The sequence below is a fragment of the Pseudomonas sp. GW821-FHT09E04 genome (assembly GCF_059416185.1).
The window spans coordinates 1-21752 of record NZ_JBWKOR010000006.1 but is presented as its reverse complement, the minus strand read 5'-3'; the positions used below and the strand labels follow the sequence as shown (position 1 = coordinate 21752).

Here is a 21752-nt window from a genome sequence, read left to right as displayed (position 1 = left end):
TCGATCAGCCGCGCGCGATAACCGCTGCGTCAGCTTCGACCTTCTCGGCCGCTTTCTCGCGGATCAGCCTTTCGAGCTCGTCCACCAGATTGTCATTCGTCAGTTTCTGCGACGGCTTGCCGTCGATGTAAATCAGGTTTGGCGTGCCGCCAGTCAAGCCGATATGGGCTTCCTTGGCTTCGCCGGGGCCGTTGACCACGCAACCGATCACCGCGACATCCAGCGGCACCAGCAGGTCTTCAAGGCGCCCTTCCAGCTCGTTCATGGTCTTGACCACATCGAAGTTCTGCCGCGAGCAGCTCGGGCAGGCGATGAAGTTGATGCCACGGGAACGCAGATGCAAAGACTTGAGAATGTCGTAACCGACCTTCACTTCCTCGACCGGATCGGCCGCCAGCGAGATGCGGATAGTATCGCCAATCCCCTCGGCGAGCAGCATACCTAGGCCCACGGCGGATTTCACTGTACCGGAACGCAATCCACCGGCTTCAGTGATGCCCAAGTGCAGCGGCTGCACGATTTCCTTGGCCAGCAAACGATAGGCTTCGACGGCCATGAACACATCGGAGGCCTTCACGCTGACCTTGAAGTCCTGGAAATTCAGGCGTTCGAGGTGCTCGACGTGACGCAGTGCCGACTCGACCAGCGCGGCCGGGGTCGGTTCGCCGTATTTCTTTTGCAGGTCCTTTTCCAGGGAGCCGGCGTTGACGCCGATGCGGATCGGAATCCCGCGGTCACGGGCGGCATCGACCACCGCACGCACGCGATCTTCACGACCGATGTTGCCCGGGTTGATCCGCAGGCAATCGACACCCAACTCAGCCACGCGCAAAGCGATGCGGTAGTCGAAGTGGATGTCAGCAACCAACGGCACCTTGACCAGTTGCTTGATCTTGCCGAATGCCTCGGCGGCGTCCATGTCCGGCACCGAAACCCGCACGATGTCGACACCGGCGGCTTCAAGGCGATTGATCTGGGCGACGGTGGCAGCGACGTCATTGGTGTCGCTGTTGGTCATGCTCTGCACAGCGATAGGCGCATCGCCGCCGACAGGCACGTTACCGACCCAGATCTTGCGTGATTCGCGACGTTTGATTGGAGATTCGCCGTGCATGACTTATTGACCCAACTTCAGGCGAGCAGTCTCGCCACTGGTGAACGGAGCGATATCGACCGGTTGGCCGTTGTAGCTGACCTGCGCGGCCCGGGCAACGCCCAGACGAACAGCCAGCGGTGGCTTGCCAGCCACGGAGACGCTGTCGCCCTTGCGCTTGAGACCGCTGAACAACACTTTGCCGCTGCCGTCAGTGACCTGAGCCCAGCAATCGGCGGTGAATTGCAGTTGAACCTGGCCCTGGCCCGCAACCGGAGCTGCCGGGGCAACTGGCGCGGGTGCTGGAACAACAGCGGTCGGAGCGACAGGAGCCGTGACGACAGGTGCTGGTGTAGCCGGAACGTTTGGCGCAGGCGCGGCAGGAGCAGCCACCACCGGAGCTGGCGTGTGAACCGGAGCAGGAGCGGTTACGGCTGGAGCAGGCGTCACCGGAGCTGTTGCTGGAGCAGCAGCCTCGGCCCCCGTCGACTCAGCGGCGGTTTCCGCTTGTGGCAGTGCCAGGGCGGTTGAGCCCTCGGCTTCGCCTTCCGCGACGGCCTGGTCTTCCGGCTCGTCCAGCGGGTGAATCTGGGTAGTGCCGTCAGCGCCTTCGACTTCGACGTGCTCAGGCGCCAGCGTGGTCAGATCCTTGGTCCGCAGCGAGGTCTGATCCTGCCACCAGACGAAACCGCCGCCGATGACCGCAATCAGCAGCAACAGGCTGACGATCCGCAAAATGGTGTGGGAAACCCGGACCGGCTCTTCGATCCGACCCAGGGCGTGGACGTTGCTGCCCTGGGAGTCGGTGCCGGTGGACTGGTCGAACTGCTGGACCAGGACCGCCTGATCCATGCCGAGCAATTTGGCATAGGCGCGAATGTAACCGCGAGCGAAGGTATGCCCCGGCAGCTTGTCGAACGCACCGGCTTCGAGGTTGGTCAGGGAAGTCACGGTGAGGTTGAGCTTGAGGGCCACTTCGGCCAGCGACCAGCCATTGCTTTCGCGGGCCTGGCGCAAGGTCTCACCTGGGTTAACGCGATTCGCTGCTACAACTTCGGGATGCGCCGCTTTCATCATTGCTCCGACAGGTATTGCTGATATTCCGGCGTACCGGGATAGAGTCGTTTTAATTGCAGGCCCGCACTGGCGGCCTTGTCGCGATCTTCAAACACTTTTGCCAACCGAACCGCGAGCAACAGACTACGTGCATTTTGCTCGGACAGCTGGCTGAAACGATCGTAATAGTCACGCGCGGGCACATAATGCCTGTCTTCGAATGACAACTCAGCCATTTCCAGCAATGCCCGTGGTTGCTGACGGTTCAAACGCAATGCTTTTTCCAGTTGCTGCTGGGCCAGATCACGCTGACCAAGCTTGGACGCCGTCATGCCGAGGTTCTCGAACACGCGCGAACGCTCAGGATACAGGGTATCGGCGGCGGCCTGTTCAAAACGCTCGTAGGCTTCCTTGTAACGCTTTTCTTCGTAGAGAAAACTGCCGTAATTGTTGAGGATGCGGGCATCGGCGGGACGGGAGGACAGTGCCTTGCGAAAGTGCTCATCCGCCAGTGCAGGCTCCATCTCGGACTGGAAAACCAGCCCGAGGGCCGCGTTGGCGTCAGGATCCGAACTGTCCAGCTCGAGGGCCTTTTTCAACGGCACCTTGGCCCGTTCGGTCATGCCTTGCTGCAAGTATCCCAGTCCCAGCTGCACGTAGGCAGCCCGCGCTTCATCGCGGCCCTTGCTGGTCTTCATCGGGTTGTAATCGCCCGACAGGACACAGCCAGCACACAGGCTGGCCAACAGCAACAGCAGCGCAAAGCGCAGGGACATAGAGATCCTCTCTTAGTTAGTGTTCGCGGCGTTCTGTGCCAGATCGCTGTCGGCGCTCAATTCGCGCACGGCGATGTAACGTTCGCTGCGACGGGTGCGATCCAGCACCTGCCCTACCAATTGACCGCAAGCCGCGTCGATGTCTTCACCACGGGTGGTGCGCACGGTCACGTTATAGCCTGCCTGGTGAAGCTGATCCTGGAACCGGCGGATGGCGTTGTTGCTCGGCCGCTCGTACCCGGAATGCGGGAACGGGTTGAACGGAATCAGGTTGATCTTGCAGGGAATATCCTTGAGCAGCTCGATCATTTCCACGGCGTGCTCAAGCTTGTCGTTGACGTCCTTGAGCAAGGTGTACTCGATGGTCAGCACGCGCTTCTCGCCCAGTTCGGACATGTAGCGCTGGCACGACTCGAGCAGCATCTTAAGCGGATATTTCTTGTTGATCGGCACCAATTGGTTACGCAATGCGTCATTCGGTGCGTGCAGGGACAACGCCAGGGATACGTCGATGTGCTTGGCCAGCTCATCGATCATCGGCACCACACCCGACGTGGACAGGGTCACGCGGCGCTTGGAGATCCCGTAGCCCAGGTCATCCATCATCAGATGCATGGCGGCCACGACGTTGTCGAAGTTCAGCAGCGGTTCGCCCATGCCCATCATCACCACGTTGGTGATGGCGCGGTCGATGGTAGCCGGAACACTGCCGAAGGATTTGTTGGCAATCCACACCTGACCGATGACTTCGGCGGCGGTGAGGTTGCTGTTGAAGCCTTGCTTGCCGGTGGAGCAGAAACTGCAGTCCAGGGCACAGCCTGCCTGGGACGAAACGCACAGAGTGCCGCGTTTGCCCTGGGGAATGTAAACGGTCTCGACACAGCTGCCGGACGCCACGCGCACCACCCACTTACGAGTGCCGTCGCTGGAGATGTCCTCGCTGACCACTTCGGGACCACGGACTTCAGCAATAGCCTTGAGCTTGTCGCGCAAGGCCTTGCTGACGTTCGTCATGGCGTCGAAATCATCCACGCCAAAGTGGTGAATCCATTTCATTACCTGACCGGCACGGAAACGCTTCTCCCCGATTGAGTCGAAGAATTTTTCCATTTCCGGCTGGGTCAGACCCAGCAGGTTGGTTTTAACAGTCGATGTAGTCATGGATTCACCTTCACTCTTTAAGCCAATGCTTAGCGAGTGGTTACTTCAGTAGCTGCGAAGAAGTACGAGATTTCACGAGCAGCAGCGGCTTCGGAGTCCGAACCGTGTACAGCGTTGGCGTCGATGGAATCAGCGAAGTCAGCACGGATGGTGCCGGCAGCAGCTTCTTTAGGGTTGGTAGCGCCCATCAGCTCACGGTTCAGAGCGATAGCGTTTTCGCCTTCCAGAACCTGAACAACAACAGGACCGGAGATCATGAAGGCAACCAGGTCGCCGAAGAAACCACGAGCGCTGTGCTCAGCGTAGAAGCCTTCAGCTTCGGCTTTGGACAGTTGCTTCAGTTTCGAAGCTACAACGCGCAGGCCTGCTTTTTCGAAACGAGTGGTGATCTCGCCGATGACGTTTTTTGCAACAGCGTCAGGCTTGATGATGGAGAAAGTACGTTGAACAGCCATGGTGTAACTCCAGAAACGGTAATTTGCGAAAAATTAAACCCGCGAATTATACGCGGGTTCTTGGGTATTGCCTAACCTGCAAGGACGATCAGTCTACTTCTTCGATCCAGAGGGCCTGGACCGCTTCCAACACTTTCTCGCCGACACGGCCAGAGGTGTTGTCGAAATCAGGCAGTTCCATGATCCATCGCTGCAGGTCGACGAAATTGACAGAGAGCGGATCGACATCCGGCTTGGCTTCGGCCAGCTCTTCTGCAATACGTTGAACATCATTCCAACCGTAGCTCATGACAGTCTTACCAGTCAGTGCGGCGCTTCGGCCGCATGGTTAAGCGAATATTTCGGGATTTCGACGGTGATGTCTTCTTCACCCACGATAGCCTGACAGGCCAGACGCGACTGCGCCTCCAGACCCCACGCACGATCAAGGAAATCTTCCTCCAACTCATCGGCTTCTTCCAGCGAGTCGAAACCCTCGCGAATGATGCAGTGACAAGTGGTGCAAGCGCAGACGCCGCCGCAGGCGCTTTCCATCTCGATATGGTGTTCGTGGGCCAGATCGAGAATCGATGTGCCGGGCTCAGCCTCGACAACCATGCCTTCAGGGCAGAACTTCTCGTGTGGCAGAAAAATGACCTGCGGCATCAGATATCCTCGATTTCATTCAGATTGCGCCCCGACAGAGCGGCCTTCACCGTCTGATCCATACGGCGAGCAGCAAAAGCATCGGTCACTTGCGACAGACGCTTGGTCTGCTGCTCGATGGCGTAACCATCGGTACCTTTCATCAGTTCGGCCAGTTCCTGCACCTGCAGATCGATGACCAGGCGCTCTTCGGCGTCGAGCAAACGCTCGCCATCCGCCTCCAGAGCGCCCTGCACCGCTTCGATCAGGCGCTGGGCATCAACCTGCTGCTCGCGCAAAACGCGGGCGACCTTGTCGTCATTGGCGTGCTGGAACGAATCTTTCAGCATCTTGGCGATTTCGCCGTCGGTCAAACCATAGGACGGCTTGACCTGGATGCTGGCTTCAACGCCCGAACCCAATTCACGGGCGGAAACGCTGAGCAGACCGTCGGCATCGACCTGGAAGGTCACGCGAATTTTCGCCGCGCCTGCGACCATTGCCGGAATGCCGCGCAATTCGAAGCGAGCCAGGGAGCGGCAGTCGCTGATCAATTCGCGCTCGCCCTGCAACACGTGGATCGCCATGGCCGACTGGCCGTCTTTATAAGTCGTGAAGTCCTGGGCGCGAGCGACGGGAATGGTGGTGTTACGCGGAATCACCTTCTCCATCAGGCCGCCCATGGTTTCCAGCCCCAGGGACAGAGGAATCACGTCGAGCAGCAGCAGTTCGCCGCCATCACGCTTGTTGCCAGCCAATGTATCCGCCTGGATCGCGGCACCAATGGCCACCACTTGATCCGGGTCGATTTCAGTCAGTGGCTGACGACCGAAGGCTTCGGCGACGGCTTCGCGAACTCGTGGAACGCGAGTCGAACCACCCACCATGACCACGGCGTGCACGTCTTCCAGCTCGACGCCGGAGTCGCGGACGGCGCGACGGCAGGCTTTCAGGCTGCGGGCGACCATTGGTTCGATCAGTACATCGAAAGCTTCGCGGGTCAGTTGTGCTTTCCAGTCGCCGTAGGCCACTTCAACACTGTCGGCATCCGTCAGGGCTTCTTTGGCGGCGCAAGCGGTTTGCAGCAGGCTGCGCTGGGCGCCCGGATCGAGGTCGGCGGACAAACCGGCGCTCTCGATGATCCAGCCGGCAATCGCGTGATCGAAGTCATCGCCACCCAGCGCGCTGTCGCCGCCGGTTGCCAGGACTTCGAAGACACCGCCGGTCAGACGCAGAATCGAAATATCGAAAGTGCCGCCACCCAGGTCATAAATCGCGACCAGGCCTTCGGCATGCTGGTCCAGACCGTACGCCACCGCCGCCGCCGTCGGCTCGTTGAGCAGACGCAGCACGTTCAGACCGGCGAGCTTCGCCGCATCCTTGGTAGCCTGACGCTGAGCATCGTCGAAATACGCCGGAACGGTGATCACCGCACCCACCAGCTCACCACCAAGGGTCGCCTCGGCGCGCTGACGCAACACCTTGAGGATATCGGCGGACACTTCGACCGGGCTTTTCGGACCCTGCACGGTGTCGATGAACGGCATGTGCGATTCGCCGCCGACAAAGCGGTACGGCAGTTGATCGCCCAATTGCTTGACGTCGGACAGACCACGGCCCATCAGGCGCTTGACCGACAGCACGGTATTCAGGGGATCGGAGGACGCGGCCAGCTTGGCCGACTCGCCGACTTCGACGCGATCGGCGTGATAGCGCACGGCAGAAGGCAGGATGACCCGCCCTTCGGCGTCGGCCAGCGGCTCGGAAAGACCACTGCGCAACGCAGCGACCAGCGAATTGGTAGTGCCCAAGTCGATCCCCACAGCCAGACGACGCTGGTGCGGTTGAGGACTTTGGCCGGGTTCGGCGATCTGCAGTAGGGCCATCGTGATCAGGACTTATCTGTATATCAGGCGTGCGACCGGAGCGGCACTGGGTTAATCGTCGAGGCGCTCTTCTAACTGGCGCACTTCGTAGGTGAGCTTGTCGAGGAACTGCATGCGTCGCATCAGGCGTTCGGCCTGTTCGCGTTGCGCTGCATCATCCCAACAGGCTGCGAAGCTTTCGTTCAGCTCGTCCTGGGCGGTTTTCAGGCGACGCTTGAAGGTCGCGACACCGTCCAGGTCGGCACTGTCCTGCAGATCTTCGAGCTCTTCGCGCCATTGCATCTGCTGCAGAAGAAACTCGGGATCATGGACCGTGACTTCCATCGGCACTTCATGCCCGCTGATGGTCAGCAGGTAACGTGCGCGCTGGGCCGGACTCTTGAGCGTCTGGTAGGCGTCGTTGAGCCGCGCGGACTGCTCAAGAGCGAAGCGCTGCTCGCGCTCGGAAGCGTCGGCGAAGCGGTCAGGGTGAACGCCGCGCGCCAGCTCGCGATAGCGCGTGGCCAACTGTTCGAGATCCAGACGAAAGCCCGGTTGCAGCTCGAATAAAGCGAAATGACAAGGAATACCCACGACAAGCCTCAGATGTTGAAGCTTTCGCCGCAGCCACATTCACCGCGCACGTTGGGGTTGTTGAACTTGAAGCCTTCGTTCAACCCTTCCTTGACGAAATCGAGCTCGGTGCCGTCGAGGTAAGCCAGGCTTTTCGGGTCGATAATCACTTTTTCGCCGTGACTTTCGAACACCTGATCTTCTGCAACCACCTCGTCGACAAACTCCAGCACGTAGGCAAGGCCGGAACAGCCCGTGGTGCGAACACCCAGACGAATCCCTTCACCCTTGCCGCGCCCGTCGAGGGAGCGTCGCACGTGTCGAGCAGCCGCTTCTGTCATGCTGATAGCCATCGTTGACTCCTTACTCGTCGCCCAATGCTTAGATCAAGCCTTTCTTCTGCTTGTAATCGCGAACAGCCGCCTTGATGGCGTCTTCAGCGAGTACCGAGCAGTGGATTTTCACTGGCGGCAGGGCCAGTTCTTCGGCCAGCTGGGTGTTCTTGATGGTTTCAGCTTCGTCCAGGGTCTTGCCCTTCATCCACTCGGTGGCGAGGGAGCTGGAGGCGATAGCCGAACCGCAGCCGTAAGTCTTGAACTTGGCGTCTTCGATAACGCCCTGATCGTTGACCTTGATCTGCAGACGCATCACGTCGCCGCATGCCGGGGCGCCGACCATGCCGGTGCCGACATCCGGGTCTTCGGCATTCATCTTGCCGACGTTACGCGGGTTTTCGTAGTGGTCGATGACCTTTTCGCTGTAAGCCATGATTCTCAATCCTCACTCATCAGGGCCGCTCTTGAGACCCTGCAACTGCGCTGCGTAAACCGCCGCGTCGCTACAGGATCTGTATCCGGCGGCTTCTATATTTAGTGTGCCGCCCACTCGATCTTCGAGATATCGACGCCGTCTTTGTACATGTCCCACAGCGGCGACAGAGCGCGCAGCTTGGTAACGGCCTCGCAGACTTTCTGCGCGGCGTAGTCGATTTCTTCTTCGGTGGTGAAACGGCCGAAGGTGAAACGGATCGAGCTGTGTGCCAGTTCGTCGTTGCGGCCCAGGGCGCGCAGTACGTACGAAGGCTCAAGCGACGCCGAGGTGCAGGCCGAACCGGACGAAACCGCCAGATCCTTGAGCGCCATGATCAGCGACTCGCCTTCAACGTAGTTGAAGCTCAGGTTCAGGTTGTGCGGAACGCGGGCGGTCAGGCTGCCGTTGACGTACAGCTCTTCCAGGTGCTCGACCTGCTTGTAGAAGCGGTCGCTCAACGCCTTGATGCGGACGTTTTCGGCAGCCATGTCTTCCTTGGCCACACGGAACGCTTCGCCCATGCCGACGATCTGGTGGGTCGCCAGGGTGCCGGAACGCATGCCACGTTCGTGACCGCCACCGTGCATGGTCGCTTCGATGCGCACACGCGGCTTGCGGCTCACGTACAGCGCACCGATGCCTTTAGGGCCGTAGGTCTTGTGGGCAGAGAACGACATCATGTCGACTTTCAGCTTCTGCAGGTCGATCTCGACCTTGCCGGTGGACTGAGCGGCGTCGACGTGGAACAGGATGCCTTTCGAACGAAGCAGTTCGCCGATGGCGGCGATGTCGTTGACGGTGCCGATTTCGTTGTTCACGTGCATTACCGACACCAGGATGGTGTCTTCACGCAGTGCAGCTTCGATCATGGCAGGCGTGATCAGACCGTCTTCGGTCGGATCGAGGTAGGTCACTTCGAAACCTTCACGCTCCAGTTGGCGCATGGTGTCGAGGACCGCCTTGTGCTCGATCTTGGAGGTGATCAGGTGCTTGCCCTTGGAGGCGTAGAAATGTGCCGCACCCTTGATTGCCAGGTTGTCGGACTCGGTGGCACCGGAGGTCCAGACGATTTCGCGTGGGTCGGCGTTGACCAGATCGGCCACCTGACGACGGGCGTTTTCGACGGACTCTTCGGCCTTCCAGCCGAACACGTGGGAACGGGACGCCGGGTTACCGAAGTTTCCGTCGACCAGCAGGCATTCACTCATTTTTTGCGCAACGCGCGGATCGACCGGGGTGGTCGCAGAGTAATCAAGGTAAATCGGCAATTTCATGGACTATCTCCTAAATCAGGCTGGCTGGCGTGCCGCTAGCTCTTTGGCTGTCATTCGACGGCGGACGCTTCAATCTTGTCCAGGCGCGGCGCCTTGCCATTGCAACGACGCTGATCCTGACGCTGGGCCACTTCCTGCACCTCACGGCGAGTTACGAGGTCGGCCAAGCTGATACCGCTGAGAAATTCGTGAATCTGCAGGCTCAGGTCGCACCACAGGTGATGGGTCAGGCAGGTGTCGCCGGAATGGCAATCGCCCTGGCCCTGGCATTTTGTTGCATCGACCGATTCGTTCACCGCATCGATCACCTGAGCGACCTGGATGCCCTGCATGTCGCGGGACAACTGGTAGCCACCGCCCGGACCGCGAACACTGGAAACCAGGTTACTGCGGCGCAGCTTGGCGAACAGCTGTTCGAGATAGGACAGGGAGATGCCTTGGCGCTCGGAGATATCGGCCAGGGACACCGGCCCGTGTTGCGCATGCAACGCCAGGTCAAGCATGGCGGTCACGGCGTATCGGCCTTTTGTAGTCAGTCGCATGGACAATTACCACGGAGTTCGGAATGGGCGGGAGTATGCAATTCCCGAGCATTTAAGTCAACTATAAGACCTAGTGCTTTAGTCGGGTTTACCCGCAAAAGAGCGCGCGAATGATAGCAGGGTCTGCGGCTTAATGGCACACCGCTCAGCAGCAGCCCCTGCCGGGGCGTCAGTGGAGCTTGGATTCGTCCTTGCCCTTGACGCAGGCGAAGTCTTCTTCACGCAGTTCAGGCAGATCTTTCGCACAATAATTGCTGCCCAGATCCTTCAACGCACCGCACATCCCTTCCAGACGGCCATCCACCGCCTGCAGGTGATCGAGTAGCTGACCAATGGCACGTGCCACCGGGTCCGGCATGTCTTCGCTCACACCGTAAGCATCAAAACCGATCTTCTCGGCCATCGCTTTACGCTTGGCGTCGGCTTCATCATCGGACTTGACGATGATCCGGCCAGGGATGCCCACCACCGTGGCACCTGGCGGCACTTCCTTGGTCACTACGGCATTGGAGCCGACCTTGGCACCAGCACCGACCGTGAACGGGCCAAGCACCTTCGCACCCGCCCCTACCACCACGCCATCACCCAGCGTCGGGTGACGCTTGCCCTTGTTCCAGCTGGTGCCGCCAAGGGTCACACCCTGATAGATGGTGACGTCATCGCCGATTTCAGCGGTTTCACCAATCACGATGCCCATGCCATGGTCGATGAAGAAGCGTCGACCGACCTTGGCGCCCGGATGAATCTCGATACCGGTCAACCAGCGACCGAAGTTCGACACCAGCCGCGCCAGCCATTTCAGATCGTTGCGCCAGAGCATGCCGGCCAGTCGATGAATCCAGATTGCATGCATGCCGGGGTAGCAGGTCAGGACTTCAAAAGCGTTACGCGCCGCCGGGTCTCGGTGGAATACGCTCTGGATATCTTCACGCAAACGCTCGAACATCATTAATCCTTCCGTTTAAGGAGCTCGCCACGGGCCGCTTTCTGGGTTTCCGTGAGGATGCCACGCAAAATATTCATTTCCGCCCGACTGACCGAGCTGCGTCCGTACAACCGGCGCAGGCGCGCCATCAAGTGCCGCGGTTTTTCCGGATCGAGGAATTCGATGGCCACCAGGGTCTGTTCCAGGTGCTCGTAGAATCGCTCCAGCTCATCCATGGTCGCCAGCTCGGCGCTTTTCACGGAGGCCACCTCTTCCTTCTCGATCTTGGTCGGCTGACCTTGTGCGGCCAGCCAGGCCATGCGCACTTCATAACTCAACACCTGCACCGCCGCCCCGAGGTTCAGCGAACTGAATTCAGGATCGGAGGGAATGTGCACGTGATAGTGACATCGCTGCAGCTCGTCATTGGTCAGGCCGGAATCTTCACGACCGAACACCAGTGCGATTTCCGCGCCCTGCCCGGCCTCCTCGACCACTTTGGTTCCGCACTCGCGCGGGTCCAGCAATGGCCAGGGAATGCGCCGGTCGCGGGCACTGGTGCCGAGCACCAGATTGCAGCCGACCAGGGCGTCTTCCAAGGTGGCGACGACTTGTGCGTTTTCAAGGATGTCACCGGCACCGGAGGCACGAGCGTCGGCTTCGTGATGCGGGAAAACTCGCGGGTCAACCAGCACCAACCGCGACAGGCCCATGTTTTTCATGGCGCGCGCGGTCCCGCCGATGTTTCCCGGATGGCTGGTATTGACCAGGACGACACGAATATTTTGCAGCACGGCGGGCGCTCTCGGACTCGGCAAAGGGGGGCAAATCTTACAGAACAGCCTACCGTTAAGCTATGAAAGCGAACAGCGACCTTCACCTGAAGAAAAGTTCTGATAGAATGCGCGGCTTTCTTTAACAACCTTAGGTGACACATCCATGCAGCCCATGCTGAATATCGCGCTGCGCGCCGCCCGCAGCGCCAGTGAACTGATCTTCCGCTCCATCGAGCGCCTGGATACCATCAAGGTCGACGAAAAAGACGCCAAGGATTATGTATCCGAGGTCGATCGCGCCGCCGAACAGAAAATCATCGATGCTCTGCGCAAGGCTTACCCGAATCACTCGATCATGGGTGAAGAGACCGGCATGCACGCCGGTAACGGCATCGAAGGCGAAGAATACCTGTGGATCATTGACCCACTGGACGGCACCACCAACTTCCTGCGCGGCATTCCTCACTTCGCTGTCAGCATTGCCTGCAAATACCGTGGTCGCCTGGAACACGCCGTTGTTCTGGATCCGGTTCGCCAGGAAGAATTCACCGCCAGCCGTGGTCGCGGCGCTCAACTGAACGGTCGTCGCCTGCGTGTCAGCGGTCGTACCAGCCTGGACGGCGCTCTGCTCGGCACCGGTTTCCCGTTCCGTGACGACCAGATGGACAACCTCGACAACTACCTGGGCATGTTCCGCGCCCTGGTTGGCCAGACTGCCGGCATCCGCCGCGCCGGTTCGGCGAGCCTGGACCTGGCTTACGTGGCCGCCGGTCGTTTCGACGCGTTCTGGGAGTCGGGCCTGTCCGAGTGGGACATGGCTGCTGGCGCCCTGCTGATTCAGGAAGCAGGCGGCCTGGTGAGCGATTTCACCGGCGGTCACGACTTCCTTGAAAAAGGCCACGTCGTTGCCGGCAACACCAAATGCTTCAAGGCAGTTCTGACGGCGATCCAGCCGCACCTGCCGGCTTCGCTGAAGCGCTAAGCTTTTCGCGAAACCCAAAAAAGCACCCTTCGGGGTGCTTTTTTTATGCCTCTAATTCGATCCCCCTGCATTTCTCGCTCAAATCGCAGACATAAAAAAGCATCCCGAAGGGTGCTTTCTTATCAGCTTTCAGCAGATCACTGCCCCGGCTGCGCCTGAGACAGGATCAGCTTGCCTTCCTTGTCGACCGGAATCTGGTTGCCCGGATCACGATCCATCCGCACTTTGCCTTCCTTGCCGTCCAGCGAGTAACGAACGTCATAGCCTACGACCTTGTCGCTGATGTCATTCACCGTATTACAGCGAGTCTGCGTGGTGGTGTAGGTATCGCGATTCTGCATGCCTTCCTGCACCTTGTTGCCGGCATAACCGCCACCGACCGCACCGGCCACCGTGGCAATCTTCTTGCCGGTGCCGCCGCCGATCTGATTACCCAGCAAACCACCTGCCACGGCACCGATGGCGGTACCGAGAATCTGGTGTTGATCCTTGACCGGCGCCTGCCGGGTCACAGCGACATCCTTGCACACTTCACGTGGAGTCTTGATCTGTGTCTTGACCGGTTCAACGGCCAACACTTGCGCATACTCAGGGCCGCTTTTAACCAGGCTGTAGGTGGCAACAGCACCCCCGGCAGTCACACCGACAGCACCCAATACCGCACCAACCAGTAACGACTTGTTCACATGAACCTCCTGACCATCACATGCGGGACAAGCCCGCGCTTCTCCCAGCCTTGGAGCAAAAAAAAAGACGCGAGTTCAACTCGCGTCTTTTTTGTCTTGTACCACCGGGAGAATGCTATGGAAGCAGGGCCTCAAGGACGGTCATCGACTTCCTTCTCGGTGTTGGCCGGAGGAATCAGGTCTTCGGTAGACAGGTTCAGCCAGATCAGCACCACGTTGGCGATGTAGATCGACGAATAGGTACCCGCCAGAACACCCACCAGCAGCGCCAGGGAGAAGCCGTACAGGTTGTCACCGCCGAAGAACAGCAGCGCCGCGATTGCCAGCAAGGTCGAAACCGAAGTCGCGATGGTCCGCAACAGGGTCTGGGTGGTCGAGATGTTGATGTTCTCGATCAGCGTAGCCTTGCGCAGTACGCGGAAGTTCTCACGCACCCGGTCGAATACGACGATGGTGTCGTTCAGCGAGTAGCCGATGATCGCCAGTACTGCCGCCAGCACCGTCAGATCGAAGGTGATCTGGAAGAACGACAGGATACCGACGGTCACGATCACGTCGTGAATCAGCGAAACGATGGCGCCGACCGCGAATTTCCACTGAAAGCGGAAAGCCAGGTAGATCAGGATGCCGCCGAGTGCCAGCAGCATGCCGAGGCCACCCTGGTCACGCAGCTCTTCACCGACCTGCGGGCCGACGAACTCGACGCGCTTGACCGTCGCCGGGTTGTCGCCACCGACCTTCTGCAGCGCTTGCGCTACCTGATGACCCAACTGCGGATCTTCACCCGGCATGCGCACCAGCAGATCGGTGGTAGCACCGAAGTTCTGCACGATAGCTTCGTGATAGCCGGCGGTGGTCAGCTGATCACGCACCTTGGTGACATCGGCCGGACGCTCGTAGGTCAGCTCGATGAGCGTACCGCCGGTGAAGTCCAGACCCCAGTTCATGCCCTTGTGGAATACGCTGAAAACAGCCAGCAAGGTCAGGAACACTGTGACGCCGAACGCGAAGTTGCGGACGCCCATGAAGTTGATTGTACGTAACATGGCAGCCCCTTAAATCCACAACTTCTTGAAGTCACGACCGCCGAAGATCAGGTTGACCATCGCGCGGGTGACCATGATGGCCGTGAACATCGAAGTCAGAACCCCGAGGGACATGGTTACTGCGAAGCCCTTCACCGGGCCGGTGCCCATGGCGAAGAGAATGCCGCCGACCAGCAATGTGGTCAGGTTGGCGTCGAGAATCGCAGTGAATGCCCGACCGAAGCCTTCGTTGATTGCACGCTGCACGGTCATGCCGGCGGCGATCTCTTCACGGATCCGCGAGAAGATCAGCACGTTGGCGTCGACCGCCATACCCATGGTCAACACGATACCGGCGATACCCGGCAGGGTCAGCGTGGCACCCAGCAGCGACATCAGTGCCAGCAGCAGCACCATGTTCACCGCCAGTGCGACGGTGGCGATCAGGCCGAAGAAGCGGTAGATGGCGATGATGAACAGCGAGACGAACAGCATGCCCCACAGCGATGCATCGATACCCTTGGTGATGTTGTCCGCACCCAGGCTCGGGCCGATGGTGCGCTCTTCAGCGAAGTACATCGGAGCGGCCAGACCACCAGCACGCAGCAGCAGCGCCAGTTCGGACGACTCGCCCTGGCCGTTCAGGCCGGTGATACGGAATTGCGCACCCAGCGGCGACTGAATGGTCGCCAGGCTGATGATCTTCTTCTCTTCCTTGAACGTCTGTACGGCAACGTCTTTCTCGACGCCGTCGACCATTTGCTTGGTGTACGTGGTCACCGGACGCTGTTCGATGAAGATCACCGCCATGCTGCGACCGACGTTGCTGCGGGTCGCGCGGCTCATCAGTTCGCCACCGTGGCCATCCAGACGGATGTTCACTTCAGGGGTGCCGTGCTCACCGAAGCCGGCCTTGGCGTCAGTCACCTGGTCACCGGTGATGATCAGGCCACGCTCGATCTGTGCAGGAGGACGCTTGCCTTCGCGGAACTCGAACGTCTCGGAAGTGGCTTTCGAAGCACCCGGCTCGGCGGCCAGGCGGAACTCGAGGTTGGCCGTCTTGCCGAGGATACGCTTGGCTTCGGCAGTGTCCTGTACGCCCGGCAGCTCAACCACGATACGGTTGGCACCCTGACGCTGGACGATCGGTTCGGCAACACCCAGCTCGTTGACGCGGTTACGTACCGTGGTCAAGTTCTGCTTGATGGAGTATTCACGGATTTCCGCCAGCTTGGCCGGGGTCATCGCCAGACGCAGCACCGGTTGACCATTGAGGTCGGCCGGAACAATGTCGAAATCGTTGAAGTTCTTGCGGATCAGCACACGGGCCTGTTCGCGGGAGTCTTCATCGCTGAAGCCCAACTGAATGGCACCGCCCAGTTGCGGCAGGCTGCGATAGCGCAGTTTTTCTTTACGCAGCAGGCTCTTGACGTCGCCTTCATAGACTTTCAGGCGTGCATCGAGGGCTTTTTCCATGTCCACTTCCAGCAGGAAGTGCACACCACCGGACAAGTCCAGACCCAGCTTCATCGGGTGCGCGGCCACGCTGCGCAGCCATTGCGGGGTGGTCTGTGCCAGGTTCAGCGCGACGACGTAGTCATCACCCAATGCCTTGCGCACAACGTCCTTGGCCGGCAGCTGGTCTTCAGCCTTGGTCAGACGGATCAGACCGCCCTTGCCGTTTGCAGCCAGGCTCGAGGCCTTGACGTTGATCCCGGATTCCTTGAGCGCGGTGCTCACGCGATCCAGATCGGCCTGATTGACCTGCAGGGCCGTGCTGGCGCCGCTGATCTGAATGGCCGGGTCATCGGGGTATAGATTGGGAGCGGAATAAATCAGACCGATCGCCAGCACCGCCAGGATCAGAATGTATTTCCACAGAGGATATTTGTTCAGCATCACGCCGCCCGTTATGACGCGGGGCGCCTTGCGCGCCCCGTCGATTGAGTAGAAGTTGAAACTTAGATCGCTTTCAGCGTGCCTTTTGGCAGCGTGGCGGCGATGGCGCCCTTCTGGAACTTCATTTCCACGGTGTCGGAAACTTCCAGAACCACGAAGTCGTCGGCCACTTTGGTGATCTTGCCGGCGATGCCGCCGGTGGTAACCACTTCGTCACCCTTCGCCAGGCTGCTCAGCAGGTTTTTCTGCTCTTTGGCGCGCTTGGCCTGTGGACGCCAGATCATCAGGTAGAAGATGACCAGGAAGCCAACCAGGAAAATCCACTCGAAGCCGCCACCCATTGGGCCGGCTGCTGCCGGTGCAGCCGCGTCAGCCATGGCATTAGAGATAAAAAAGCTCATTTAGCACTCCAGTTGCAAATGTTGAATCTTGGGGTCAGAAAACTCAGTCCAAAGGCGGAACGGGAAGCCCGCGTTTGGCGTAGAAGACATCGACAAAGGCGGCCAATGTACCCTGTTGAATAGCCTCGCGCAAACCAGCCATCAGCACCTGATAATGGCGCAAATTGTGGATGGTATTGAGCATGCTGCCGAGCATTTCGCCGCACTTGTCCAGATGATGCAGATAAGCGCGCGAGAAGTTCTGGCAGGTATAGCAATCGCAGGTCGGATCCAGCGGCGAATCATCATGGCGATGGAACGCGTTACGGATCTTCAGCACGCCAGTATCAATGAACAGATGCCCATTGCGGGCATTACGGGTTGGCATCACGCAATCGAACATGTCCACACCGCGGCGCACACCCTCAACCAGATCTTCCGGTTTGCCAACGCCCATAAGGTAACGAGGTTTGTCAGCCGGCATCATGCCCGGCAGATAATCCAGCACCTTGATCATTTCGTGCTTGGGCTCGCCCACCGACAGGCCGCCGATGGCCAGACCGTCAAAGCCGATCTTGTCCAGGCCTTCCAGAGAACGCATGCGCAGGTCCTGGTGCATGCCGCCCTGAACGATGCCGAACAGCGCCGCTGTGTTGTCGCCATGGGCATTCTTCGAGCGCTGGGCCCAGCGCAACGACAGCTCCATGGAAACACGGGCTACGTCTTCGTCGGCCGGGTACGGGGTGCATTCGTCGAAGATCATCACGATATCCGAGCCCAGATCACGCTGGACCTGCATCGACTCTTCAGGGCCCATGAACACTTTCGAGCCGTCGACCGGGGAGGCGAAGGTCACGCCCTCCTCCTTGATCTTGCGCATGGCGCCGAGGCTGAATACCTGAAAACCGCCAGAGTCGGTGAGGATCGGGCCTTTCCACTGCATGAAATCGTGCAGGTCGCCGTGTTCCTTGATCACTTCAGTACCAGGACGCAGCCACAGGTGGAAGGTGTTGCCCAGAATGATCTCAGCGCCCGTGGCGACGATGTCACGCGGCAACATGCCCTTGACCGTGCCGTAGGTGCCAACCGGCATGAAGGCCGGGGTCTCGACGGTGCCACGGGGGAAGGTCAGGCGACCACGACGAGCCTTGCCGTCGGTGGCCAGGAGCTCGAAGGACATGCGGCATTGGCGACTCATTCTGTTTCCTCGGGGCCTGTTTCTTTAGGGGCAGTAGGTGCGGGGTTACGGGTGATGAACATCGCATCACCGTAGCTGAAAAAGCGGTATTCGTTTTCGACGGCGGCCTTGTAGGCAGCCATGGTTTCCGGATAGCCGGCGAACGCCGAAACCAGCATCAACAACGTGGATTCGGGCAAATGGAAATTGGTGACCAGGGCGTCGACCACATGGAACGGCCGGCCCGGGAAGATAAAGATATCGGTGTCGCCACTGAACGGTTTGAGCACGCCATCACGAGCGGCGCTCTCCAGCGAACGCACGCTGGTGGTGCCTACGGCAATCACCCGACCGCCACGCGCACGGCAGGCAGCGACTGCATCGACCACGTCCTGGCCGACTTCCAGCCATTCGCTGTGCATGTGGTGATCTTCGAGCTTTTCGACACGCACCGGCTGGAACGTACCCGCACCGACGTGCAACGTAACGAACGCGGTCTCGACACCCTTGGCGGCGATCGCTTCCATCAGCGTCTGGTCGAAGTGCAGCCCGGCGGTCGGCGCTGCCACCGCGCCGAGCTTCTCGGCGTACACGGTCTGATAACGCTCACGATCCGAGCCTTCGTCCGGGCGGTCGATATAAGGCGGCAGCGGCATGTGCCCGACGCGGTCGAGGAGCGGCAGCACTTCTTCAGCGAAACTCAACTCGAACAGGGCATCGTGGCGAGCCAGCATTTCGGCTTCGCCTCCACCGTCGATGAGGATCTTCGAACCCGGCTTGGGTGACTTGCTGGAGCGCACATGGGCCAGCACGCGGTGCGTGTCGAGCACTCGCTCGATGAGGATTTCCAGCTTGCCGCCAGACGCCTTCTGACCGAACAGCCGTGCCGGAATCACCCGGGTATTGTTGAACACCATCAGATCGCCCGGGCGCAAATGCTCAAGCAGATCAGTGAATTGACGGTGTGCCAGGGCGCCGCTGACACCATCCAGGGTCAACAGGCGACTACCGCGACGCTCGGCCAAAGGGTGGCGGGCGATCAGCGAATCAGGAAGCTCGAAGGTAAAGTCAGCAACGCGCATGATGGAGTTCGTCTAGCAGGGCCGGAAAGTCTAGCGGAAATATCGAAAATTGACCATGAAACGTGATTGACCAACGGTAGGTACCTCTCTATACTTCGCCGCCATTGAGCCCTGATGGCGGAATTGGTAGACGCGGCGGATTCAAAATCCGTTTTCGAAAGGAGTGGGAGTTCGAGTCTCCCTCGGGGCACCAAAATTAAGAAAGGTCTTGCTTTGCAAGGCCTTTTTTTTCGCCTGCCGGAAAGTGGCTGCTGTTGTCGGAGCCGCCGAAGGCTGCGATCTTTTGATCTTCCCTGTAACAACAACAGGACACCTCAAAGGATTCACTGCATGGAAACGTCACTGGAAACCGTCGCCCTGTTCTCCCTCAAACTCGCGTACGAGGAAGAAGGCCTGAGCCCGATTCTGCGGGATGACATGGTCATGGGCGACTATCAGAAAGACGTATTCGAATTGCTGGTGCGCCGGGGTGATGTCGAGACGATCCAGTTCAAGATGAACGAGTGCCTGGCGCTGGCGATGGATGCGCTGGGTGGCTTCGAGAAACCGCTGGGGCGGGAACTGCACAAGTTGTCGACCGACCTCAGTCAGGCGCAGTCGCTGGAACAACTGGATCAGCCGCTCCTCGCGCTCAAGGGTTATTTGAAGGACATTCTGTAATCAGACACGCGATCTGAAGGAACAGCCCCTCGGATTACTTGCGCACTTTTACCACTTGAATGTCGATGGGGAACCCACCTGCCCCTTCCAGTTTCTTCCATCCAACGTATTGAAAAATCGCGTCCCGATCGATGGTATCGCCCCTCTCCACCATTGCTCCGCCCAGCACCGCAACCTCTCTATAGATTGCGCAGCTGCCCTCATCGGGATAGGCGGTGTAGATCACATAGGGTTTGTCGTATCGCACGGCACGAAAATGTCGGCCGCAACCCCAGTCGACCGTGATCATCAATGTCTTCAGTAACGCTTCGCCATCCGTTTCCGAATCCTCGGCGATCTCATGGAGTTTGCCGAGTTTGCCGACGTCACTAAAGCCCAGAGCGCGGGCGCGCTTGTATTCCGGGGACTCCAAATGTTCGGCCTCAGCCTTTAAGGCTTGCTGCAGAATCTCTTTGTCCTGGACGTTATGTTCGTTGTTCCAGATCTCGGTTGCTTGGGCAATGACGTTTTCGCAACGGGCATAATCGGGAGAGGCAAGGCTTGCTTGGGTGAGGTGCCTGCGATGGATGAAAACAGGTCGTATCAAGCTATCGATGTGGAACATCGCTTCCCTGGCAGTAATTGTCCCGTTTTGAACGTTGTTCACCACTTGCTGAAAACGCCCACAATCGGAGAGGTATCCCTTCCAGGCGACCTCCGGGGTTTCGGCGGCAAGTGCCGGGGTCATTCCAATCGAGAGGAGGAAAGCGCCGAGCAGGCGCGAGACAGAAGAAACGCCAGGCATGTGTAGTCCGTTACGCAGATGAAGAAAGTGGCGCGAAGCTACTATTTTGATATCTTGCCGTCCACTCTCGCTGGCGGCCTATCAACCGCCTCTGTTATCACGCACTCGGGAATAAACCAATGGATGCTTTGCTGTGCTTGATGGTGATGGCCGGAACCTGGTGGTGGGTGGTGAAGCAACGGGGTGAGTGGAACTTGCTACTTGGCAACCTTGCTGGCGCCGGAAGTAGCGTGGTAACCGGTATTGTGTTCACGCTGATATACGACGGGGTCATTGGTACGACGATGGCGACACCCAACCTGGATCGCAGTCTGGTGGTGTTCATCACAAGCGCGAGCGTTCTGGCGGGGGTATGGTTGTGGATTGCCAATCGTCGCCAACCGGCACATCCGGCTGCACGTCAGTTGCTGGGCGCCGTGTGTGGGGTTGCCGCCGGCGTGGCGACCCTGCTGTTTCTTGCGGTGAATTATTTCCCCAACATGTGATCGGACGGCGTGACTGTTCTGCTATCTCGCCGCCCATCGTTAGCGTTCACTTCGCAAAAAATGAATCAGCCCCCTTTTTTCCAGCCTTCCCTCAAACTCGCTTATGAGGAAGACGGCCTGAGCCCGCCCCTGCGCGATGATCTGGCCATGGGTGATTACCAAGGGGCTTTTGCTGCCTGGGATAATGTCACCATCTCTTCTAGACAGCTCCACCCTCATCTTTCGAGACAGTCTCAACGACAGCTTATCGATTTCTTGTTACCAAGCCCCTAGCAGCTTGGCGGCATCATCGTTGACTGCAAAACCATCGCGATACATCCAGCACTGGCAAGGCCGAGAGAGCGCCGTAACCAGCCGCCATTGCGACTCAACCCAACAAGTCTCACAAGGTAGTCCAGCTCTTCAGGGGCGCCCTGGAGGGCCTCTCATGAGATACCGACACCCCGGCGGCAAATGGCCGCCAATCGCACTGTGTCCGGCATGAAGGCTTCCTTTGGAAAAGTACAAAAGCTAGGGCTGAACCTTAGCATTGTCGGCAGGCGAGGACAGCCGCAAGGCGTCCGAGAATCTCGTACGAACTTTCCCGCGGGCAAAACAAAACCCCAACTGCTTTCGCAATTGGGGTTTCGGAATTTAATCTTGACGATGACCTACTCTCACAT

The 21752-nt window shown here is 59.1% G+C and carries 25 protein-coding genes and 1 tRNA gene; 4 read left to right on the top strand and 22 right to left on the bottom strand.

Annotation, left to right across the window (positions count from 1 at the left end):
* Positions 1 to 4: 4 nt before the first annotated feature.
* The 15 genes from ispG to trmJ form a co-directional block, all read right to left on the bottom strand.
* Positions 5 to 1114: a flavodoxin-dependent (E)-4-hydroxy-3-methylbut-2-enyl-diphosphate synthase gene (gene ispG, locus AC07N4_RS21805; RefSeq protein WP_020795607.1), complete on the bottom strand. Its 1110-nt coding sequence runs from the start codon at positions 1112 to 1114 to the stop codon at positions 5 to 7.
* 3 nt (positions 1115 to 1117) lie between these two features.
* Positions 1118 to 2167, bottom strand: coding sequence for a RodZ domain-containing protein (locus AC07N4_RS21800; RefSeq protein WP_493066057.1), 1050 nt, complete (start codon positions 2165 to 2167; stop codon positions 1118 to 1120).
* A complete protein-coding gene (gene pilW, locus AC07N4_RS21795) occupies positions 2167 to 2925 on the bottom strand; it encodes a type IV pilus biogenesis/stability protein PilW (RefSeq protein ID WP_096818600.1) in 759 nt (252 codons plus the stop codon). Before pilW ends, AC07N4_RS21800 begins: the two co-directional genes overlap by 1 nt.
* 12 nt (positions 2926 to 2937) lie before the next feature.
* Positions 2938 to 4086 carry a dual-specificity RNA methyltransferase RlmN gene (gene rlmN, locus AC07N4_RS21790; protein ID WP_096818602.1) on the bottom strand — a complete coding sequence of 383 codons (1149 nt, stop codon included), beginning with the start codon at positions 4084 to 4086 and terminating at the stop codon, positions 2938 to 2940.
* Between the two features lie 29 nt (positions 4087 to 4115).
* Entirely contained in the window at positions 4116 to 4541 is a 426-nt protein-coding gene (gene ndk, locus AC07N4_RS21785) for a nucleoside-diphosphate kinase (protein WP_007916882.1), read from the bottom strand.
* A gap of 88 nt (positions 4542 to 4629) precedes the next feature.
* Positions 4630 to 4830 carry a Fe-S cluster assembly protein IscX gene (gene iscX / locus AC07N4_RS21780; RefSeq protein WP_027619659.1) on the bottom strand — a complete coding sequence of 67 codons (201 nt, stop codon included), beginning with the start codon at positions 4828 to 4830 and terminating at the stop codon, positions 4630 to 4632.
* Between the two features lie 14 nt (positions 4831 to 4844).
* Positions 4845 to 5186 carry an ISC system 2Fe-2S type ferredoxin gene (gene fdx, locus AC07N4_RS21775; protein ID WP_003227897.1) on the bottom strand — a complete coding sequence of 114 codons (342 nt, stop codon included), beginning with the start codon at positions 5184 to 5186 and terminating at the stop codon, positions 4845 to 4847.
* On the bottom strand, positions 5186 to 7051 hold the full coding sequence (gene hscA, locus AC07N4_RS21770) for a Fe-S protein assembly chaperone HscA (RefSeq protein WP_102620822.1): 1866 nt from the start codon (positions 7049 to 7051) through the stop codon (positions 5186 to 5188). The genes fdx and hscA overlap by 1 nt, the downstream gene beginning before the upstream one ends.
* Before the next feature lie 51 nt (positions 7052 to 7102).
* Positions 7103 to 7624 carry a co-chaperone HscB gene (gene hscB / locus AC07N4_RS21765; protein WP_493066058.1) on the bottom strand — a complete coding sequence of 174 codons (522 nt, stop codon included), beginning with the start codon at positions 7622 to 7624 and terminating at the stop codon, positions 7103 to 7105.
* Between the two features lie 8 nt (positions 7625 to 7632).
* The gene (iscA, locus tag AC07N4_RS21760) at positions 7633 to 7956 is read right to left on the bottom strand and encodes an iron-sulfur cluster assembly protein IscA (protein WP_003227904.1); all 324 of its coding nucleotides are present in this window, start codon (positions 7954 to 7956) and stop codon (positions 7633 to 7635) included.
* Positions 7957 to 7984: 28 nt separating this feature from the next.
* Entirely contained in the window at positions 7985 to 8371 is a 387-nt protein-coding gene (gene iscU, locus AC07N4_RS21755; RefSeq protein ID WP_003227907.1) for a Fe-S cluster assembly scaffold IscU, read from the bottom strand.
* 101 nt (positions 8372 to 8472) lie between these two features.
* A complete protein-coding gene (locus tag AC07N4_RS21750) occupies positions 8473 to 9687 on the bottom strand; it encodes an IscS subfamily cysteine desulfurase (protein WP_007956689.1) in 1215 nt (404 codons plus the stop codon).
* A 50-nt stretch (positions 9688 to 9737) separates the two neighbouring features.
* The gene (iscR, locus tag AC07N4_RS21745; protein ID WP_007956690.1) at positions 9738 to 10229 is read right to left on the bottom strand and encodes a Fe-S cluster assembly transcriptional regulator IscR; all 492 of its coding nucleotides are present in this window, start codon (positions 10227 to 10229) and stop codon (positions 9738 to 9740) included.
* A gap of 169 nt (positions 10230 to 10398) precedes the next feature.
* Complete coding sequence (gene cysE, locus AC07N4_RS21740) at positions 10399 to 11175, bottom strand: serine O-acetyltransferase (RefSeq protein WP_007956691.1); 777 nt, start codon at positions 11173 to 11175, stop codon at positions 10399 to 10401.
* Positions 11176 to 11177: 2 nt separating this feature from the next.
* Positions 11178 to 11948 carry a tRNA (cytosine(32)/uridine(32)-2'-O)-methyltransferase TrmJ gene (gene trmJ / locus AC07N4_RS21735; protein ID WP_007956692.1) on the bottom strand — a complete coding sequence of 257 codons (771 nt, stop codon included), beginning with the start codon at positions 11946 to 11948 and terminating at the stop codon, positions 11178 to 11180.
* A 145-nt stretch (positions 11949 to 12093) separates the two neighbouring features.
* On the opposite strand from trmJ, the gene suhB reads away from it, so the two are divergent.
* Positions 12094 to 12912, top strand: a complete 819-nt coding sequence (suhB, locus tag AC07N4_RS21730) for a type III secretion system regulator SuhB (protein WP_007903571.1) — start codon at positions 12094 to 12096, stop codon at positions 12910 to 12912.
* Positions 12913 to 13049: 137 nt separating this feature from the next.
* On the opposite strand, the gene AC07N4_RS21725 is transcribed toward suhB, so the two are convergent.
* From AC07N4_RS21725 to queA, 6 genes are all read right to left on the bottom strand, one after another.
* A complete protein-coding gene (locus AC07N4_RS21725; RefSeq protein WP_085709392.1) occupies positions 13050 to 13598 on the bottom strand; it encodes a glycine zipper 2TM domain-containing protein in 549 nt (182 codons plus the stop codon).
* Between the two features lie 131 nt (positions 13599 to 13729).
* Positions 13730 to 14644: a protein translocase subunit SecF gene (gene secF, locus AC07N4_RS21720; RefSeq protein ID WP_102620824.1), complete on the bottom strand. Its 915-nt coding sequence runs from the start codon at positions 14642 to 14644 to the stop codon at positions 13730 to 13732.
* Positions 14645 to 14653: 9 nt separating this feature from the next.
* On the bottom strand, positions 14654 to 16522 hold the full coding sequence (secD, locus tag AC07N4_RS21715) for a protein translocase subunit SecD (protein ID WP_096818611.1): 1869 nt from the start codon (positions 16520 to 16522) through the stop codon (positions 14654 to 14656).
* 62 nt (positions 16523 to 16584) lie between these two features.
* Entirely contained in the window at positions 16585 to 16923 is a 339-nt protein-coding gene (gene yajC, locus AC07N4_RS21710) for a preprotein translocase subunit YajC (protein ID WP_003227923.1), read from the bottom strand.
* 43 nt (positions 16924 to 16966) lie between these two features.
* Positions 16967 to 18082 (bottom strand): tRNA guanosine(34) transglycosylase Tgt, encoded by a 1116-nt coding sequence (gene tgt, locus AC07N4_RS21705; protein WP_493066065.1) that lies wholly within the window; start codon positions 18080 to 18082, stop codon positions 16967 to 16969.
* Positions 18083 to 18096: 14 nt separating this feature from the next.
* Positions 18097 to 19161: a tRNA preQ1(34) S-adenosylmethionine ribosyltransferase-isomerase QueA gene (gene queA / locus AC07N4_RS21700; protein ID WP_102620826.1), complete on the bottom strand. Its 1065-nt coding sequence runs from the start codon at positions 19159 to 19161 to the stop codon at positions 18097 to 18099.
* Between the two features lie 108 nt (positions 19162 to 19269).
* On the opposite strand from queA, the gene AC07N4_RS21695 reads away from it, so the two are divergent.
* A tRNA-Leu gene (locus AC07N4_RS21695) sits at positions 19270 to 19354 on the top strand.
* 137 nt (positions 19355 to 19491) lie between these two features.
* On the top strand, positions 19492 to 19821 hold the full coding sequence (locus AC07N4_RS21690) for a hypothetical protein (RefSeq protein WP_096823087.1): 330 nt from the start codon (positions 19492 to 19494) through the stop codon (positions 19819 to 19821).
* 34 nt (positions 19822 to 19855) lie between these two features.
* Here AC07N4_RS21690 and AC07N4_RS21685 read toward each other — a convergent pair whose 3' ends face one another.
* Positions 19856 to 20605, bottom strand: coding sequence for a hypothetical protein (locus tag AC07N4_RS21685; protein WP_493066059.1), 750 nt, complete (start codon positions 20603 to 20605; stop codon positions 19856 to 19858).
* A 119-nt stretch (positions 20606 to 20724) separates the two neighbouring features.
* Here AC07N4_RS21685 and AC07N4_RS21680 point away from each other — a divergent pair, with 119 nt between their 5' ends.
* Positions 20725 to 21090: a hypothetical protein gene (locus tag AC07N4_RS21680; protein WP_102620828.1), complete on the top strand. Its 366-nt coding sequence runs from the start codon at positions 20725 to 20727 to the stop codon at positions 21088 to 21090.
* Positions 21091 to 21752 lie beyond the last annotated feature (662 nt).